Here is a 15,008-nt window from a genome sequence, read left to right on the forward strand (position 1 = left end):
AGCAAAGAAGTCACCGGGAATCGGTTTCGCCTTGTCGAAGCCCGCGCACCCGCACGGGCTTCTTAAGTCAAAACACGGCATTCCCGGGTCTGCTGTGTCTACCCCATTTCCGAGAGGGGCTTTCACATGTGGAGAAAACCGTTTCCCGTGTCAGTGGCCAGGCCGGAATCCGATAAATCGCGACCTTTGGTCGCGCGCCCGACGCCGCCCCATGCGGAGGGGCGGTGCCGCTCGGCACACGATCCGGTCTGTAACTACCCTAAACGGCATCGCCGGCGTCGGACGGTGCCGTTTGGACGCAAAAGGACTTTTGGCCGTGATCTCCCGAGACGCCCCGGAGCCACCCCGGGCGAAGGGCCGCTCGGCACTCGAGCTGGGCTGGAACTACCCTAAACAGTCCCGCTGACACCGGCCTGCGGGAGATTGGTTTTCTCCGTACACGAAAGCCCTTCCGGAAGCGTCGTGTTTTGCCTTGAGGGGGCCGTGCAGGACGCACGGACTCCCGACAAGGCGACACCGGCTGGAGGCAGTTTTTTTTGCTTCATTTCTTTTGCTGCCAAAAGAAATGAAGAGCCCCGCCGGCTCGAGGCGACAAAAAACATACGATTAATAATAGACGATTATTCCCGCGTCAACGGCCAGGCCGGCGCCAGCGGAGGTGTTTAGGGTAATTACAGCCCGGTCGGAGTGTCCGGCGGCACCGCGGAGGCCGGTGATTCTGCGAATCGCAACAACTAAAATAAATTGTACGATTAAAAAGTTTCACCCTTACCGGATCGCCCCGCAGTCCCATCCACCGGCACCTATTTCATCGAAGGCGTCACATTGCGCTCGAAATCCTCAGCCGAATTATTGGTATCCTGCAAAACCCGGCGGCCATCCTCCGCGACATAAGCCGTTTTTCGGCGCACAGCAGTACCATAGTCGACCCTTCCGGCATTCAAATCTCCGCAATAAGTATAGCTGATATCGAACGAAGGATCGAACACCGGCCAGGCGAACTCATACTTGTAACCGCGAAACTCGACCGCATCCACCACCCACTCGTTCGGAATCTTGTAACAAACGATATTCCGCGAAGGCTTGCCGGTAATCAGCGTATAATTATAAGTGTAAGTATATTCGCCGAGCCATTTCTCCCGAGTCACCCCCTGCGGCAGGCGAGCCAGAGCATATCCCTTGCATCCCTGCTTGTGCAGCACGAAAATCGTGGCAGTGTAACAGTAATAAATGTCTAAATTCGGCACGGCAGGATTGTCGACATCCGGATAAGCCGCCAGAGTCGAATTCGTGAACCACTCGAAATCGGCCCGGCTCAGATCCATGAACGAAGGATCGGCCTCCTTGTGGTTCTGGGCATTGTCGCAAAGGACGATAGACTCTCCAGGCTGCACCGGATGGTCGGTGCCGGAACCGGGAATCGCCATCACGCAGTCCACCGAGACCGCCGAACTACGAATATCCGGGTTCAGCCCGTCGCGCTTGGTCGAAGTCTGGAATTCCGACTCGCAGAGCACCAGCCCGTCGGCATAGAGCACCTGATCGGAATTGTTGGTGATTTTGACATAAGCGTCGCCATTGTACTGCTTCTGCTTGCCGCTGGCGTCGGCCGGATAGGCGGAGCCGACATAATAGATTTCCGAAATCACGAAATCGTCGCTGGCTTCCGGAACCACAGAGAGCAAAAGAGTGAGTTTGAAACTCCCGTCACCCTTGACCACGACATTATTCTGCACACCTTGCATCCGGACCGTCACGGGGGTCGCCGCCACTTCATCCGCTTTCGTCAGATCGACTAAGACTTCGGCTTCACCCTCGAATTTGACGTTGTACAGTCCTTCGGCAACGGAGGCATCCGCCGGCAGCGGATAACCGATCTCGGTTACGGCACCGGTGGTGACATCGGTGAAAGTGTATGTCCCGCTTTTGACGGTCATCGAAGCGACGTTGGCCGGAGCGTTCAGTTCGATATTTCCGGTTCCGATCGAGACTTGTTTCGGCGTGTTGTCGGAACAGGCGCCCAAGACCAGGGCGACGGCACCTGCCAGAGCGAATCGTTTCAGCTGTTTCATGGTTTTTAATTTTTAAGTGTTCAATATTTTCCGGTCAGGCCGATAAAAGCGTCTTCGAGGTTGACGCGATGGCTTTCCATGTTCGCATAAGGCACGCCCTGCACCTCCAATATCTGCCGCACCTCCCGTTCGGGCAGAAACGAGAAAAACTCGCCGCGGCCGCGCAATACCGAAGGATGATAGAGCCGCTCATCCTCGGGCAGCGGCCCCGGGGCGGTCATCGTAAATGTATACTGCCGCACCGTGTCGAGCAGTTCGGCCACCGGTTTCTGGAGCAGAATCCGGCCGTAGTCGAGCATGATGCAGTCGTCGATCAGCCGTTCCATGTCCTGAATGATGTGGGAAGTGAGGAAGACGGTTTTATTCCCGGTTTTGGCATATTCGCGCAGGTATTCGATGAAGAGCCGCCGGTAGCCGGGGTCGAGCCCCAGCGAGAAATCGTCCAGCACTAACAGATCGGGGTTCTGTGCCAAGATCAGCCCCAGCGCCACCTGCGACCGCTGGCCGCACGACATGCGCGAGATGCGCTGGCCCGGCGCGACGTGCAGTTTGTCCATCAATTCGTAGTAAGCCGCGCGGTTCCACCGCGGATAGAACGGCGCGTAGAACCGTTCGATCTGGGCGATCGTCATGAAGGTGTACTGGATGTGCCCCTCGATCAGCAGACCGATGTTCTGCCGCGTGCGGGGGTTCATCTGCTGGATATTCTCGCCGAAGATGCAGCAGGTGCCGGAACGGGGTTTGAGATAGCCGCTCAGGATGTTGATGGTGGTGGTTTTGCCGGTGCCGTTCTTGCCGAGCAGCCCGAGAACGCGCCCGCGGGGGACACCGAAACTCAGATTTTCGTAGATCAGCCGCTTCCCGTAGTAATGGGTCAGGTTGTGGCACTCGATGATGTTGTCGGTCATAGGTGTTTGGTATTCAATCAAAAGAGGAACAGAAAGGCCAGCGGGAAGAGCAGCCCGGCAAGCAGTTCCACGCCGCCCCACCCGAGAAAGCCCTTCCGCCCGCGCATCATCGTAAATCCGGTGATCGTGATGAGGATCAACGCGCCGGCGAAGAGGTCGGAAAAGAGGGTCCACCACCGTCCGGGGTTGTAGTGCAGGCGGCTGACGGCGCCCCAGAAAGGCCGTCGTTTGAAGGCTTCGTATTCGGCCTGGCCGGTCGCGAGGTCGGCCACGACGCTCGACCCGCCTTTGAGGAATACTTTGATGGTGTTTTCCTGCGGGAAATAGTGCTTGGTGTAGGCGGCTTCTTCACCGACGGGTTCCAGCAGGGCGGTCTTGACCCATGCTTCGTCCACGCTGCTGCGGGCGGGTATCTGCTCTTCGATAACGAAGGTGTGCCGGCTGATGTCGTAGTTGGGGTTGAAGGTGGCTTTGTGGTTCAATGCGATCCCCGACAGGGCGTATATCAATATCACGCCGGCAAAAAAGCTCCCGGCATGACGGTGAATCCATCGACTCCATCGCCTTACTCGATTCATCATAATTTCTTGTTTTTATCGGTTCGTTTATTCTCTGCCTTAACTGGAGGCAACTGTCGCTTTCTTGAAAGAAAGCGACGCAAAGAACTTTTGAGATAGCTGCGCTACTCCTTAGGCTCCGCAGTCCTCTTTCTTTGCATTGGTTCGGGGCGCGGGAATCGGGCCGATAAGGTACTGAGCCTTATGATGTCGGCCCGATTCCCCGCACCCCGACAAATCAAAGACAAGGGTATCCGGCAGGCCCAAGAGATGCGCAAGCATCTCAAAAAGTTTTTTTGGTTCTTTTTGTTCACAAAAAGAACAGTACCCTCCCAATAGGGTAGAGAATAGCCGAACGGTTATAAGCAAGGCTTATCGTTGGATCGAGAAGGCTTCGGCGTCGATGTAGTAGAACGACAGATAATCTTTGCCCTCCCGGGCCTTTCGATCCGCGATGCGCCGGCGGAACGCCGCGATCCGATCCGCCGTCGAGACCGCCCCCACAGCCTCGCCGCGCGCCTTTTGTTCCGAATCGCAGCCCGCCCCGTTCTCGCCATGCTTTTCGTCAGTCTGCGCCTCGGCCTGCGCCTCCCAGCACACGAGATACGCCTCGTCGATCCGCTGCTCGCGCAAGATGCCGTCGATCGTCACGATGTGATTGACCACCTCCTGCGGAAAACTTCCGATCTTCTCGCCCGCTTCGACCCGGATCGTCTTCGTGTCGTCGCTCCCCATCAGGAACAGCTTGGTGCCCCCGTGCGCACAAGTATGCGTACAGATCCCCTCGACCACGACCGGCCGATCCGCCAGCGATTCAGCCACGGCCAGCAGCGAATCGACATCCATCGTCGTCGATGCGGCAGCCTGGCTTTCGGAAGCCGTAGAAGCTGCGGAATTCCGCGCACCGTTTCCGCCGCACGAAGCCAGCGTCAGTGCCCCCGCCAAAGCGAGCGAGAAAAGAATTTGCTTTTTCATATCCATTTGTTTTATTGAGTTGTCCGATCCATCCGCATTCGTCCGTTTTGGAGCCCCAGCAGGAACAGTCGCCTTTATCCGCTTCGATTTTCAAACTCGGTTTCGGGACGCGGCCAGCGGAGGCGCAAACGAGCCTTGCGCGAGTTACCGGCCTCCGCCCGGGGTGGCTGCGGCCCGACAGAGGAGAGCCTCGTCCGAGTAACCGATAGGTCGTAATGGAGCACAGTCGCATCGAAATACGGCAGCAAAAGTAGACCGAACAGCCGCGGTGCGAAATCCCCAAAAGTAGGGATTCCGCGCCGCGGGCATCCTAACAAATGGTTAGCTAAACGAGCATATCGTTTTGATATTCAGTATAGAAACACTCATTTTACGCAACAGGGGCTCCCCATTTTTGGGGAGCCCCGAACGTTTTTTTCCTCACATCTGGCGATTGTCCGCCTCCGGGCGGGCCGATACTTTTGCTCCCGAATTTCGACCCGGAAGATGATCCGTTTCCTGACACTCCTGCTCCTGCTGGCCGCGCCGACCGCCTCGGCTGCCGGCATCGTGTTGCGCGGCACCGTCACCGACAGGACGACCGGGAAACCGCAGGATTATGCGCTGGTGCAACTGTTCCCCGCGGGAGAGGCCGTGCCGCGCGGAGCCATAACGGATGCACAGGGCGCGTTCGTCTTTTCGGGCCTCGCGCCGGGCGACTTCCGGGTCAAGGTCGCTTTCCTGGGATTTCGGGACTGGGAGTGCAACCTGCACCTGACCCGGGACACCACCCTGCGGATCAGGTTGGCAGCCCAGCCGCTGACGGCGCAGGAAGTGGTGGTGACGGCCAAGGAGTCGAAAGGGGCCACCAGCGCCTCGCGCATCGACCGGCAGGCGATGGAGCACATCCAGCCGTCGAGTTTCTCGGATTTGCTCTCCCTGCTGCCGGGCGGGTTGGCGGCGACGCCCCGGTTGGGGACGCCCAACCTCATCAAACTGCGCGAAGCGGGCAACAGCAGCGACGATTACGACATCTCGTCGCTCGGCACCGCCTTCATGATGGACGGGGTGCCGATCAGCACCGACGCCAACCTGCAGGCCGTGCCCGGTTCGACGATCGACCGTTCGTTAGTCTCGCGGGGCCTCGATATGCGGTCGATTCCGACCGACAACATCGAGTCGGTCGAGATCGTGCGGGGGATTCCCTCCGTAGAGTACGGCAACCTGACCAGCGGGCTGGTGAATATCAAGCGGCGGGCGACCGCCACGCCGTTCGAGGGGCGTTTCAAGGCCGACGAATACGGCAAACTGATCTCCCTCGGCAAGGGGATCGCCCTCCGCGGCGACACCCGCGTGCTGAACCTCGACGGCGACTACCTCTCGGTCCGCAGCGACCCGCGCAACACGCTGGCCAATTACCGCCGGATCACGGGTTCGCTGCGCTACAACAGCCGTCGGGCGACCGACCGGGGTTCCCTGCGCTGGCGGCTGAGCCTCGACTACACCGGCTCGCTCGATCAGGAAAAGACCGACGCCGATGCGTCGATGGCCGGCGACCGGTTCAAGGCTTCGTACAACCGTTTCGCCCTCGCCACGTCGTTCAACTGGGTCTTTTTCGACGCCGGAGCAGTCAAAACGTTGGACGTGACGGCGTCGTTGGCGCAGGAGTTCAGCCGCATGGAGCAGACCGAGCAAGTCTACCTGAACCGTGCCGTGCCGCTGCCGATCGGGATGGTGAACGGCGAAGAGCGCGACGCGGAACTGCTGCCCTACCGGTACACGGCGGACGTGGCGGTCGACGGGCGGCCGATGAATGCGTTCGTCAAGGCGGTGCTGGGGTTGGGCGGTACGACGGGGGGCGTGCAGCACACGGCCAAGGCGGGGGTGGACTGGAAGTACGACAAGAACTGGGGGCGGGGGCAGATTTACGACATCACCCGGCCTCTCGTACCGACCAACACGAACCGTCCGCGGCCGTTCCGCGATATTCCGGCGGGTACCGAGCTGTCGCTTTTCGCCGAGGATGCGCTCCGCTTCCGGGCCGGTGAGCACCGCTTCGTCGTCACGGCGGGGCTGCGGGCCACGATGCCGCTCAATATCGCGAAAGGGTACGAGATGCACGGCCGGGTCTATCTCGATCCGCGGGTGAACGTGCAGTGGAAGCTGCCTTCGGTGGGCGAAGGGGCGGGCCGGTGGAATTTCGAGCTGGCGGGCGGGGTCGGACAGCACACCAAAACGCCGACCCTCGACCAGCTCTATCCCGACCCGATCTATGCCGACTTGGTGCAGCTGAATTATTATCCGGCGAATCCGGACTTGCGACGGATCAACGTGCTGACTTACGTGTGGGACAACATCGGTTTCGACTTGCGTCCGGCGCGGAACCTGAAGTGGGAGGTGCGTTTCAGCGGGGAGCATCGGGGGGCGGACTTTTCCGTCACTTACTTTCAGGAGCGGATGCGGGACGGTTTCCGGATGATGGCTTACTACCGGGCGCTGCCGTACAAGAAATACGATGCCTCGGCGATCGACCCGGCGACGCTCGCGGGGCCGCCGGACTTGGCGGAGGTGCCTTACGCGGACGATACGCTGCTGAATACGTACGGCCGCTGGGCGAACGGCAGCCGGATCGACAAACGGGGGGTCGAGTTCCAGTTCTCCACGCCGCGCATCGAGTCGTTCCGGACGCGGATCACGGTGAACGGAGCGTGGTTCCGCACGACGTACAGCAACAGCGCACCGATCTACCGCTCGGCGACGATCAACTTAGGGGGCGATCCGGTGCGCTACGTGGGGCTGTACGACTGGGAGGAGGGCTCGGTGCGCCAGCAGTTCAACACGAACATGACGTTCGACACCTATCTGGAACGGTTGGGGCTGACTTTTTCGACGACGTTCCAGTGTCTCTGGTTCACGAGCAGCCGGCCGCTGTGGAACGACGGGGTGCCGGTGGCGTGGGTGGATGCGTCGGGTACGGAGCACCGGTTTACGGAGGCGGACAGGCACGATGCGCAGCGCCAATGGTTGGTGCAAACCTATCCGGCGGGTTATTTCGACCGTTCGACGGTGCCGTTCGCGATGGATGTGAACCTCAAGGCAACGAAGCATTTCGGCCGCTGGGCGCGGTTAGCGATGTATGTAAACCGGCTGTTCAGTGCTTATCCGGATTATTACCGGAACGGAACGCTCGTGCGGCGTTCGGCCTCGCCCTATTTCGGCATGGAGCTGAACCTGACTTTTTAGATTGTCAACCGGGTTGTCAGTCACGCGGACAGGATGCCCGTATGGCGAAACAACCGATTCAAAACGAAATGAAAAAAGCGATATTTTACAAAGAATGGGTCAAGACCCGCTGGTACCTGCTCCTCTCGACCCTCCTGCTGGCCGCCTTCACCGGCTACTGCCTGCTGAACGCCAGCCGAATCATCGAGTTCAAAGGCGCTGTGCACCTCTGGGAAGTGATGCTCGAACGCGACGCCGTCTTCGTCGACCTGCTGACTTACCTGCCCCTGCTCATCGGACTGCTGTTGGGCGTGTTCCAGTACGTGCCGGAGATGCAGCAAAACCGTCTGAAACTGACCCTCCATCTGCCCTACGCACACAACCGGATGATCCTGGCGATGCTGACATATGGCGTGGTCGCGTTATGCCTCGCGTATGGCGTGAGCCTGGCGATGACCGCCGCATTTTTCACGGTCACGGTGGCCCGCGAGCTGGCCGGACGCGTGCTATTCACTGCCCTGCCGTGGTACGCGGCCGGCCTTGCCGCCTATTTCTTCACGGCATGGGTCTGTCTCGAACCCGCCTGGAAACGCCGGATCCTGAATATCCTGATTTCGGCAGGTGTGCTGCGCATCTTCTTCCTGGCTCCCGCTCCGGAAGCGTACCTTGTATTTCTGCCGTGGCTCGTGCTTTTCACTCTGCTGTCGGGACTGTTCGTCTTGCTCTCCGTTTACCGTTTCAAAACGGGCGAACAGGACTGAAAAACGATCTTTTATTTTGCACTGTGCCGTATGGGACTGTCGCTTTCTTGAAAGAAAGCGACGCAAAGAACTTTTGAGATAGCTGCGTTACTCCTCAGGCTCCGCAGTCCTCTTGCATTGCGTTTGCTTTGGGCCGGGCAATAGACCGCTCTATTGCACCTCAGTTCGACCTCGCGCCCACCCCCCGAGCGGCTTCGCCGCTGGGCGCGGAGGTCGGCGGTTCTAAAGAACCGCAATATAAAGAGCGGTCTATTGCCCCGGCCCAAGAGAATCGAATACAAGGGTATCCGGCAGGCTCAAGAGATGCGTTAGCATCTCAAAAAGTTTTTTCGGTTCCTTTTGTTCACAAAAGGAACAGTTCTATGCGGGTACGTACAAATAAAGATCGGTTATCGTATGGCCGCTTAGGAATGAAAACCGGTGTCGGCGAGGATCGCCGCCCCAGACAGACAAACAGCCCAACCGTTGAAACCGTTACACAAATGATACGAACAAGCAAAATACTCCTTTTATTCACCGTCACCGCATTGCTCGCCTGGCTGCTGCCGTGGGCGTACGACATCCTGGACAGTGCGCCTCGGCGCACCCCCTTCACACTTTACAGCACCGTAACCGGCGAGTTCTCGTGGCTCGAAGCCACCGACAAAGGTGTCACCTATAAAGACGCCGCCGGGCACACCTTCACCGAAAAAGAGTTCGACAGCCTCCTGCCGTTCTTCTATTACCGGCAGCTGCTCTCCGACAACCGCTTCCCGGACAGCATACACGGCATTCCCGTCACGCCCAAGCTGGCCCAGACCGGCAGCTTCATGTTCCGCAGTTCGCCCCGGCAAGCGAATGCCCATGCGCCCGGCCTCTACCCGCTGTTGGAATCCATGTCGGGCCGTGTAGACCTCGAGTCGCCGGACGATGTGTTCCGCATCGACGCCGGCGGGATGACCTTTATCGACTGCGCGACCAACACCGTGAAAGCCGAAAAGAGCGCCGCCTTCACCGCCATGCTCCGCAAAAAAGGCTTCGTCTTTCCCGCCGGGGTGATCGCCGGAAACCCCACCCCCCGCAAAGAGTACGACGAAGGGTTCTTCATCACCGACAGCGAAGGCAAACTGTTCCACCTCAAACAGACCCAAGGCCGCCCCTTCGTCCGCGCCGTCGAATTGCCCCGGGGGGTCGAAATCGCTCGGATTTCCGTCACCGAATACCGGGGCCGTCAGTTCTTCGCGTTCCTGACCGACCGGGCCGGGCAGTTTTATGTGTTGACGACCGGCGACTATGCCCTGCATCCGGTAGGCGTGCCGCCCGTCGACCCGGCGCAGCAGGGAGTGATGATCGTGGGCAATCCGTTCGACTGGACGATGAAAGTCAGCGACCCCGACGGGGACGAACACCTCTACGCCGTGGATGCGGCGGACTTCAGCCTGCTGAAAGAGCTGCATTATCCGGCCCCGGCCCCTACAAGTATCGAAAAAGTCGGAAAGTACCTCTTCCCGTTCCGCCTGTCGTTCACCTCGGCACTCGATACCGAGGTGCGGCCGCGGGTGACGGATCTGTCCGGCCGGGCTTTGATTCTGGGCCTCGTGCTGGCTGCCGCGTACTGCCTGATCCGGCGCAAAAATCCGGCGCGTCAGGTGCCGCAATGCCTCTTTATCTTCGTATTCGGGCTGTACGCCTTTCTCGGTCTGTTGCTTTTCTCGAGGCGGTAAAGCCGAGCGCGATTATATGCTTTCTCTTTTTTCGAGTTCGGCTCTGCGCCGGGAGCCGCTTCTATCGGCCGGGGGCGGCGCGAGCCGAAAAATCGGAACAAAGGATGGCGGGTACGATAAAGTATATAATCGCGAAACCGAGTATCGGAACAGGCCGGGCGGTGTCCCGAACGATAGCTACCCGTTGCGTCGCAGTTCCAGCCGCTTTGTGACACACCGGGGAATGTCGGATTCGTAATGCGACACGTAGATCATCGCCTTGCCCGGCCGGGAACAGAACGCGTCGATAATGGCCTTCGCCCGCCCTTTGTTCGCCGCGTCCAGTCCGTTCAGCGGTTCGTCAAGGATCAGCAGGTCGGGGTCTTTCACGAACGCCCGCGCCAACAGCACGATCCGCTGCTCGCCGCTCGACAGCCGCAGAAACGACCGCTCGGCCAGCGAACCGATCCCGAAAGCCTCCATCCACGCCCGCGCCGAGGCTAACTGCGCGGCAGAGGGGGTTTCGTACAGCCCCAGCGAGTCGAAATAGCCCGAAGCGGCCATATTCACCGCCGGAATATCTTTCAGAAACGAACGGTGCATCTCCGAACTGACATAACCGATATGCCGTTTGATCTCCCAGATGCTCTCCCCCGTACCCCGCCGACGGCCGAACAGGACGATGTCCTGCGCATAGGCCTGCGGATTGTCGGCGCTGATCAGGCTCAGCAAGGTCGACTTCCCCGATCCGTTCGGGCCCGCCAATGCCCATTTTTCGCCTGTCCGCACCGTCCAGTCCAGCGTGTCGAGTATCGTCCGGCCGCCATAGCGGATCGTCACCCGGTTGAGTTTCACCATCTCTTCGCATTCGAGGGGTTTCCCCTCCGGAGCGGGAAGCGTAACGGCCACCGGCTGCGGCACCGGTTCGGGCCGTCGGCCGGCAGCCGGGATTTTCGGCCCCAGCCGCCTGTCCCCCAAGCGGTAGATGTGGGTTACGAACGGCGGTATGTCTTCGTCGGACGACAGCACGAGGATCAATTGCAGCCCGGCCAGATCGGCCAGCCTCTCCAACAGTTCGTTCAGCAGCACCCGCGCCTCGGCGTCCAGTCCGATGAACGGATTGTCCACCACCAGCACCCGGGCCCGGGTGAGCAGCATCCGCACGATCTGAAATTTGCGCAGTTCGCCGCTTGACAGCATAATGACCGGTTTGTCGAGCAGGGGCCGGATGGTCAGCAAGCCGTACAGCTCCTCGCGCAACGCCGGGTCGCTTTCCATGCGGCCGAGCAATTCTCCGACGCGCGGCGCGCTCTCGCTGTCGCACGAGTTCCACCGCTGCTGGTAGTAATATTCGCCGTCCTCGGCCCGGTTGTAGGTCTCGTGGAAAGCGATATAGCGGATGCCTCCGCCGGAGAATCCGTACCGCAGGCGGCCGCTGCGCAAAGCCCGCCGTCCGAGCAGGGTTTCGACCAAAACGGTTTTTCCGCTGCCGTTGGGGCCGACAAGGGCGATGTGTTCTCCGACTTCCAAACGGAAGTCCAACGGGGCGGCAAAGAAGCTGGCGGTCTCGCTCAGAAGGCCGCTTTCGAGGAGGATAACCGGTTCCGGCATAGGTTTTGAATGTGTGCGAACGGCTCAAAAATAGTCAAAACCGAATGTAATCCCTAAATTTGCGGGAAACGAATCGATTATTCATAGTAAAACACTTTTTCCCTTATGTTCGCTTTCTTAGCCCAATTGGTCACTGATCCGACTGTTCGAGAAAAGGCTGACAGCTTGAAAACCACTTTCTCCGAAAAGCTGTCCGATCTTTCCCACATGTCGCTCGAAGATTTGATCCGCACTGTGACTAACGGATTGGTCAGTATCGTTATGAAGATTTTTATCGCGCTGGTGATCTTCTGGATCGGGCGCTGGCTGATCCGGCGCATCCGCAAGATGATGAACAGGATCATGGTGCGGCGCGAGGTGGATATTTCGCTGCGGGCGTTCCTGATGAATCTGGTCAGCATCACGCTGATGCTGTTCCTGATCATCGTGGTTATCGGCATCCTGGGTATCGACACTACGTCGTTCATCGCGTTGTTCGCTTCGGCGGGTCTGGCGTTGGGCGTAGCTTTGAGCGGCACGCTCCAGAATTTCGCCGGTGGCGTGATGATCCTGCTGTTCCGCCCGTTCCGCGTGGGCGACTTTATCGAGGCGCAGGGCAAGAGTGGGACGGTAAAGGAAATCCAGCTGATCCACACGGTGCTCAATACGGTGGACAATCAAACGATCTTGCTGCCGAACGGGCCGGTTTCGACGGGGATCATCAATAATTATTCGCGCGAACCGCAGCGACAGGTGGAATGGACGTTCGGCATCGCTTACGGTGACGATTACCAAACGGCGAAAGAAACGATTGCGGAGTTGCTGAAGAAGGATCCTCGCGTGCTGGATGAGAAGGGGTTGACTATTCATCTGAACTCGCTGGGAGACAGTTCGGTGAATATTCTGGTGCGGGCTTGGGTCAATGCTCCGGATTTCTGGGGTCTTTTCTGGGATATGAATGAGCAGGTGTACCGGGTTTTCGCGGAAAAGGGGCTGAATATTCCGTTTCCGCAGATGGATGTGCATCTGTACAAGGGGGACGAGTAGTCGCTGTGTCTGGGTTGGGCGGCGGGGCTTCGGTTTTCCGAAGCCCCGCTTTATTAATTGTACGGTTAATTTATATCCTTGCAAGCGTTCCCGCAATGTCGTTCTGCGATCTCCCCGTGTTAGACCGACGGGCCGCTCGACACCCGAGCCGATTGCAGATCGCCAGAATTCATTTCCCAGGCAAAGTGCCGCTAATCCCGAAAAAAGTGTACTTTTGTCCCGTATATCGTTTATTTACTGGATAATCTCCCGCTGAATGACCCCGCTATCCGTTATTTGGGATCCCGATCCTGTCGCTATATCCATCGGTTCGCTCGAAATCGCCTGGTACGGCATCTCCTGGTCACTGGCCTTGCTGGCCGCTTCCTGGATTTTCGCCCGCATGGTCAAACGCGAAGGGCTCGATCCGGATATAACAATCTCCGGATTCATGTACGGAGCTATCGCTACGATCGTCGGCGCCCGGTTGGGACACTGCTTGTTCTACGAGCCTCAGGAGTATTTTCTGCACCCGTTCATGTCGGACTTTCCGTGGATCAAACTGCTCGACATCCGGGGCGGGGGACTGGCCAGCCACGGGGCAGCGATCGGACTTTTGGTAGGGCTGTGGCTCTTCGCGCGGAAATGGAAAGTACCGTATATCTGGATACTCGACCGCGTGGCAGTGATGGTGCCGCTCAGCGGAGCATTGGTGCGGTTAGGGAACTTGATGAACTCCGAAATTTACGGCGAGGCGACTTCTCTGCCGTGGGGCTTCGTTTTCGTGCGGAACGGCGAAACGCTTCCGATGCACCCGACACAGATTTACGAGGCCCTGGCTTATCTGGCGATCTTTTTCCTCCTGGCGCACCTCTACTGGCGGACGAAATTGGCGGAACAAAAGCGAGGCGTTATTTTCGGCCTTTTTCTGATCCTGCTGTTCGCCGTGCGATTCGCGATCGAGTCGATCAAGCTGCCGCAGGAAGATTGGGAAATGGGTCTGGCTTTGAACATGGGGCAGATGCTCAGTATTCCGTTTATCGTGGCGGGCGGAGCGATTCTTCTGTGGGCATGGCGTCGGCCGGCACAGTTGTACAAGAATATGCCGCTGGCGGGTGGACAGCCGGGGAAAGGCGTAAAAAAGAGATGATTCTGCGTTGATTCTCGGGTAACAATTCCGAGTAGAAAATAATTGCGATTCCAAAGGAATCGCCGGCCTTGTCGCCCAGCGGCGAAGCCGATCGGGGGTGGGTGACAGGCCGAAAACAAAAGAGCAGACTTTTTCGGGCCGCAGCCTCGCCCAGCGGGACCGGCGCTGCCCGGTGCTCGGACCCGTCCGGCAGGCTATGCCCGCGACGGAGCAAAACGAAATAAATAGTTTCGAGAACAGATCGAACGTTAAAACGTAAATAATCATGAGACTTCTCCTTATCAGCAATTCGACCAATGCGGGCGAGGCCTATCTGGAATATCCGAAACGACAGATCGCCGATTTTCTGGCAGGCTCTGCGGCCGGCGGAGACCGTGCTGTGGATACGGTGCTTTTCGTGCCCTATGCGGCGGTGACGTTCAGTTATGACGAATACGAGGCGAAGGTGGCGGCCCGGTTCGGGGAGTTCGGCGTGCGGGTGGACTCGGTGCACCGGCATGCGAATCCGGCGGAAGCGGTGCGCAGGGCACAGGCGATCGTGGTGGGGGGCGGCAATACGTTCCATCTGGCCAAAACGATGCAGGATCAGGGGCTTTACGAGCCGATCCGTGAGGCGGTACTCGAGCGGGGGGTACCGTACGTGGGCTGGAGTGCGGGATCGAACATGAGCTGCCCGACGATCTGTACGACGAATGATATGCCGATCGTCGAACCGTTGTCGTTCAAGGCGCTGAATCTCATTCCGTTCCAGATCAACCCGCACTATCTGGACGCACACCCGGACGGCCATGCGGGCGAAACGCGCGAGATGCGGATCGAGGAGTACATTGCGGCGAACAAGGGAATGAATGTGGCGGGGTTGCGCGAGGGCTGCATGCTGTGGGTGGAAAATGGGCGGATGTCGCTGATCGGGGAGCGGCCGATGCGTTTGTTCCGCTATGGCCAGGCTCCGCGCGAACTGACTGCCAAGGACGATTTGTCGTTTTTATTGTAGGTTTATCTGGATAGAGTTTGAGGGTACTGTTCTTTTTGTGAACAAAAAGAACCAAAAAAACTTTTTGAGATGCTAACGCATCTCTTGAGCCT

11 protein-coding genes are annotated in these 15,008 nt (G+C 58.7%); 6 read left to right on the forward strand and 5 right to left on the reverse strand.

Annotated elements, in window-relative coordinates; genetic code table 11:
- Nucleotides 1-803: 803 nt before the first annotated feature.
- The 4 genes from Q0Z93_RS06815 to Q0Z93_RS06830 all read right to left on the reverse strand — a co-directional run bounded on the left by Q0Z93_RS06815 (nucleotide 804) and on the right by Q0Z93_RS06830 (nucleotide 4,512).
- Nucleotides 804-2,072 (reverse strand): DUF4876 domain-containing protein, encoded by a 1,269-nt coding sequence (locus tag Q0Z93_RS06815; RefSeq protein WP_298064118.1) that lies wholly within the window; start codon nucleotides 2,070-2,072, stop codon nucleotides 804-806.
- A 20-nt stretch (nucleotides 2,073-2,092) separates the two neighbouring features.
- A complete protein-coding gene (locus Q0Z93_RS06820) occupies nucleotides 2,093-2,980 on the reverse strand; it encodes an ABC transporter ATP-binding protein (RefSeq protein ID WP_298064120.1) in 888 nt (295 codons plus the stop codon).
- Between the two features lie 17 nt (nucleotides 2,981-2,997).
- Nucleotides 2,998-3,561 carry a PepSY-associated TM helix domain-containing protein gene (locus Q0Z93_RS06825; protein ID WP_298064122.1) on the reverse strand — a complete coding sequence of 188 codons (564 nt, stop codon included), beginning with the start codon at nucleotides 3,559-3,561 and terminating at the stop codon, nucleotides 2,998-3,000.
- A 348-nt stretch (nucleotides 3,562-3,909) separates the two neighbouring features.
- On the reverse strand, nucleotides 3,910-4,512 hold the full coding sequence (locus Q0Z93_RS06830) for a hypothetical protein (RefSeq protein ID WP_298064124.1): 603 nt from the start codon (nucleotides 4,510-4,512) through the stop codon (nucleotides 3,910-3,912).
- 486 nt (nucleotides 4,513-4,998) lie between these two features.
- Between Q0Z93_RS06830 and Q0Z93_RS06835 the strand changes: the two genes are divergently transcribed.
- The 3 genes from Q0Z93_RS06835 to Q0Z93_RS06845 all read left to right on the forward strand — a co-directional run bounded on the left by Q0Z93_RS06835 (nucleotide 4,999) and on the right by Q0Z93_RS06845 (nucleotide 10,177).
- Complete coding sequence (locus Q0Z93_RS06835) at nucleotides 4,999-7,734, forward strand: TonB-dependent receptor (protein WP_298064127.1); 2,736 nt, start codon at nucleotides 4,999-5,001, stop codon at nucleotides 7,732-7,734.
- 68 nt (nucleotides 7,735-7,802) lie between these two features.
- Complete coding sequence (locus Q0Z93_RS06840; RefSeq protein ID WP_298064128.1) at nucleotides 7,803-8,474, forward strand: hypothetical protein; 672 nt, start codon at nucleotides 7,803-7,805, stop codon at nucleotides 8,472-8,474.
- A 482-nt stretch (nucleotides 8,475-8,956) separates the two neighbouring features.
- The gene (locus Q0Z93_RS06845) at nucleotides 8,957-10,177 is read left to right on the forward strand and encodes a DUF4857 domain-containing protein (RefSeq protein WP_298064129.1); all 1,221 of its coding nucleotides are present in this window, start codon (nucleotides 8,957-8,959) and stop codon (nucleotides 10,175-10,177) included.
- A 177-nt stretch (nucleotides 10,178-10,354) separates the two neighbouring features.
- Here Q0Z93_RS06845 and Q0Z93_RS06850 read toward each other — a convergent pair whose 3' ends face one another.
- Entirely contained in the window at nucleotides 10,355-11,767 is a 1,413-nt protein-coding gene (locus tag Q0Z93_RS06850) for an ATP-binding cassette domain-containing protein (RefSeq protein WP_298064130.1), read from the reverse strand.
- Between the two features lie 165 nt (nucleotides 11,768-11,932).
- Between Q0Z93_RS06850 and Q0Z93_RS06855 the strand changes: the two genes are divergently transcribed.
- The 3 genes from Q0Z93_RS06855 (at nucleotide 11,933) to pepE (ending at nucleotide 14,916) form a co-directional block, all read left to right on the forward strand.
- Nucleotides 11,933-12,793 carry a mechanosensitive ion channel domain-containing protein gene (locus tag Q0Z93_RS06855; protein WP_298064131.1) on the forward strand — a complete coding sequence of 287 codons (861 nt, stop codon included), beginning with the start codon at nucleotides 11,933-11,935 and terminating at the stop codon, nucleotides 12,791-12,793.
- Nucleotides 12,794-13,049: 256 nt separating this feature from the next.
- Nucleotides 13,050-13,922: a prolipoprotein diacylglyceryl transferase gene (gene lgt, locus Q0Z93_RS06860; protein WP_298064132.1), complete on the forward strand. Its 873-nt coding sequence runs from the start codon at nucleotides 13,050-13,052 to the stop codon at nucleotides 13,920-13,922.
- A 265-nt stretch (nucleotides 13,923-14,187) separates the two neighbouring features.
- Nucleotides 14,188-14,916 carry a dipeptidase PepE gene (gene pepE / locus Q0Z93_RS06865; protein ID WP_298064133.1) on the forward strand — a complete coding sequence of 243 codons (729 nt, stop codon included), beginning with the start codon at nucleotides 14,188-14,190 and terminating at the stop codon, nucleotides 14,914-14,916.
- The last annotated feature ends 92 nt before the right edge of the window (nucleotides 14,917-15,008 follow it).

The sequence above is a fragment of the uncultured Rikenella sp. genome, assembly GCF_947628055.1.
GTDB lineage: Bacteria > Bacteroidota > Bacteroidia > Bacteroidales > Rikenellaceae > Rikenella.

What these genes read in the sequence shown, in the direction of transcription:
- Q0Z93_RS06850 (WP_298064130.1), bottom strand. Translation starts at nt 11,767, where the DNA reads ATGCCGGAACCGGTTATCCTCCTCGAAAGCGGCCTTCTGAGCGAGACC.
- Q0Z93_RS06825 (WP_298064122.1), bottom strand. Translation starts at nt 3,561, where the DNA reads ATGATGAATCGAGTAAGGCGATGGAGTCGATGGATTCACCGTCATGCC.
- lgt (WP_298064132.1), top strand. Translation starts at nt 13,050, where the DNA reads ATGACCCCGCTATCCGTTATTTGGGATCCCGATCCTGTCGCTATATCC.
- Q0Z93_RS06835 (WP_298064127.1), top strand. Translation starts at nt 4,999, where the DNA reads ATGATCCGTTTCCTGACACTCCTGCTCCTGCTGGCCGCGCCGACCGCC.
- Q0Z93_RS06820 (WP_298064120.1), bottom strand. Translation starts at nt 2,980, where the DNA reads ATGACCGACAACATCATCGAGTGCCACAACCTGACCCATTACTACGGG.
- Q0Z93_RS06840 (WP_298064128.1), top strand. Translation starts at nt 7,803, where the DNA reads ATGAAAAAAGCGATATTTTACAAAGAATGGGTCAAGACCCGCTGGTAC.
- Q0Z93_RS06830 (WP_298064124.1), bottom strand. Translation starts at nt 4,512, where the DNA reads ATGAAAAAGCAAATTCTTTTCTCGCTCGCTTTGGCGGGGGCACTGACG.
- Q0Z93_RS06815 (WP_298064118.1), bottom strand. Translation starts at nt 2,072, where the DNA reads ATGAAACAGCTGAAACGATTCGCTCTGGCAGGTGCCGTCGCCCTGGTC.
- Q0Z93_RS06845 (WP_298064129.1), top strand. Translation starts at nt 8,957, where the DNA reads ATGATACGAACAAGCAAAATACTCCTTTTATTCACCGTCACCGCATTG.
- pepE (WP_298064133.1), top strand. Translation starts at nt 14,188, where the DNA reads ATGAGACTTCTCCTTATCAGCAATTCGACCAATGCGGGCGAGGCCTAT.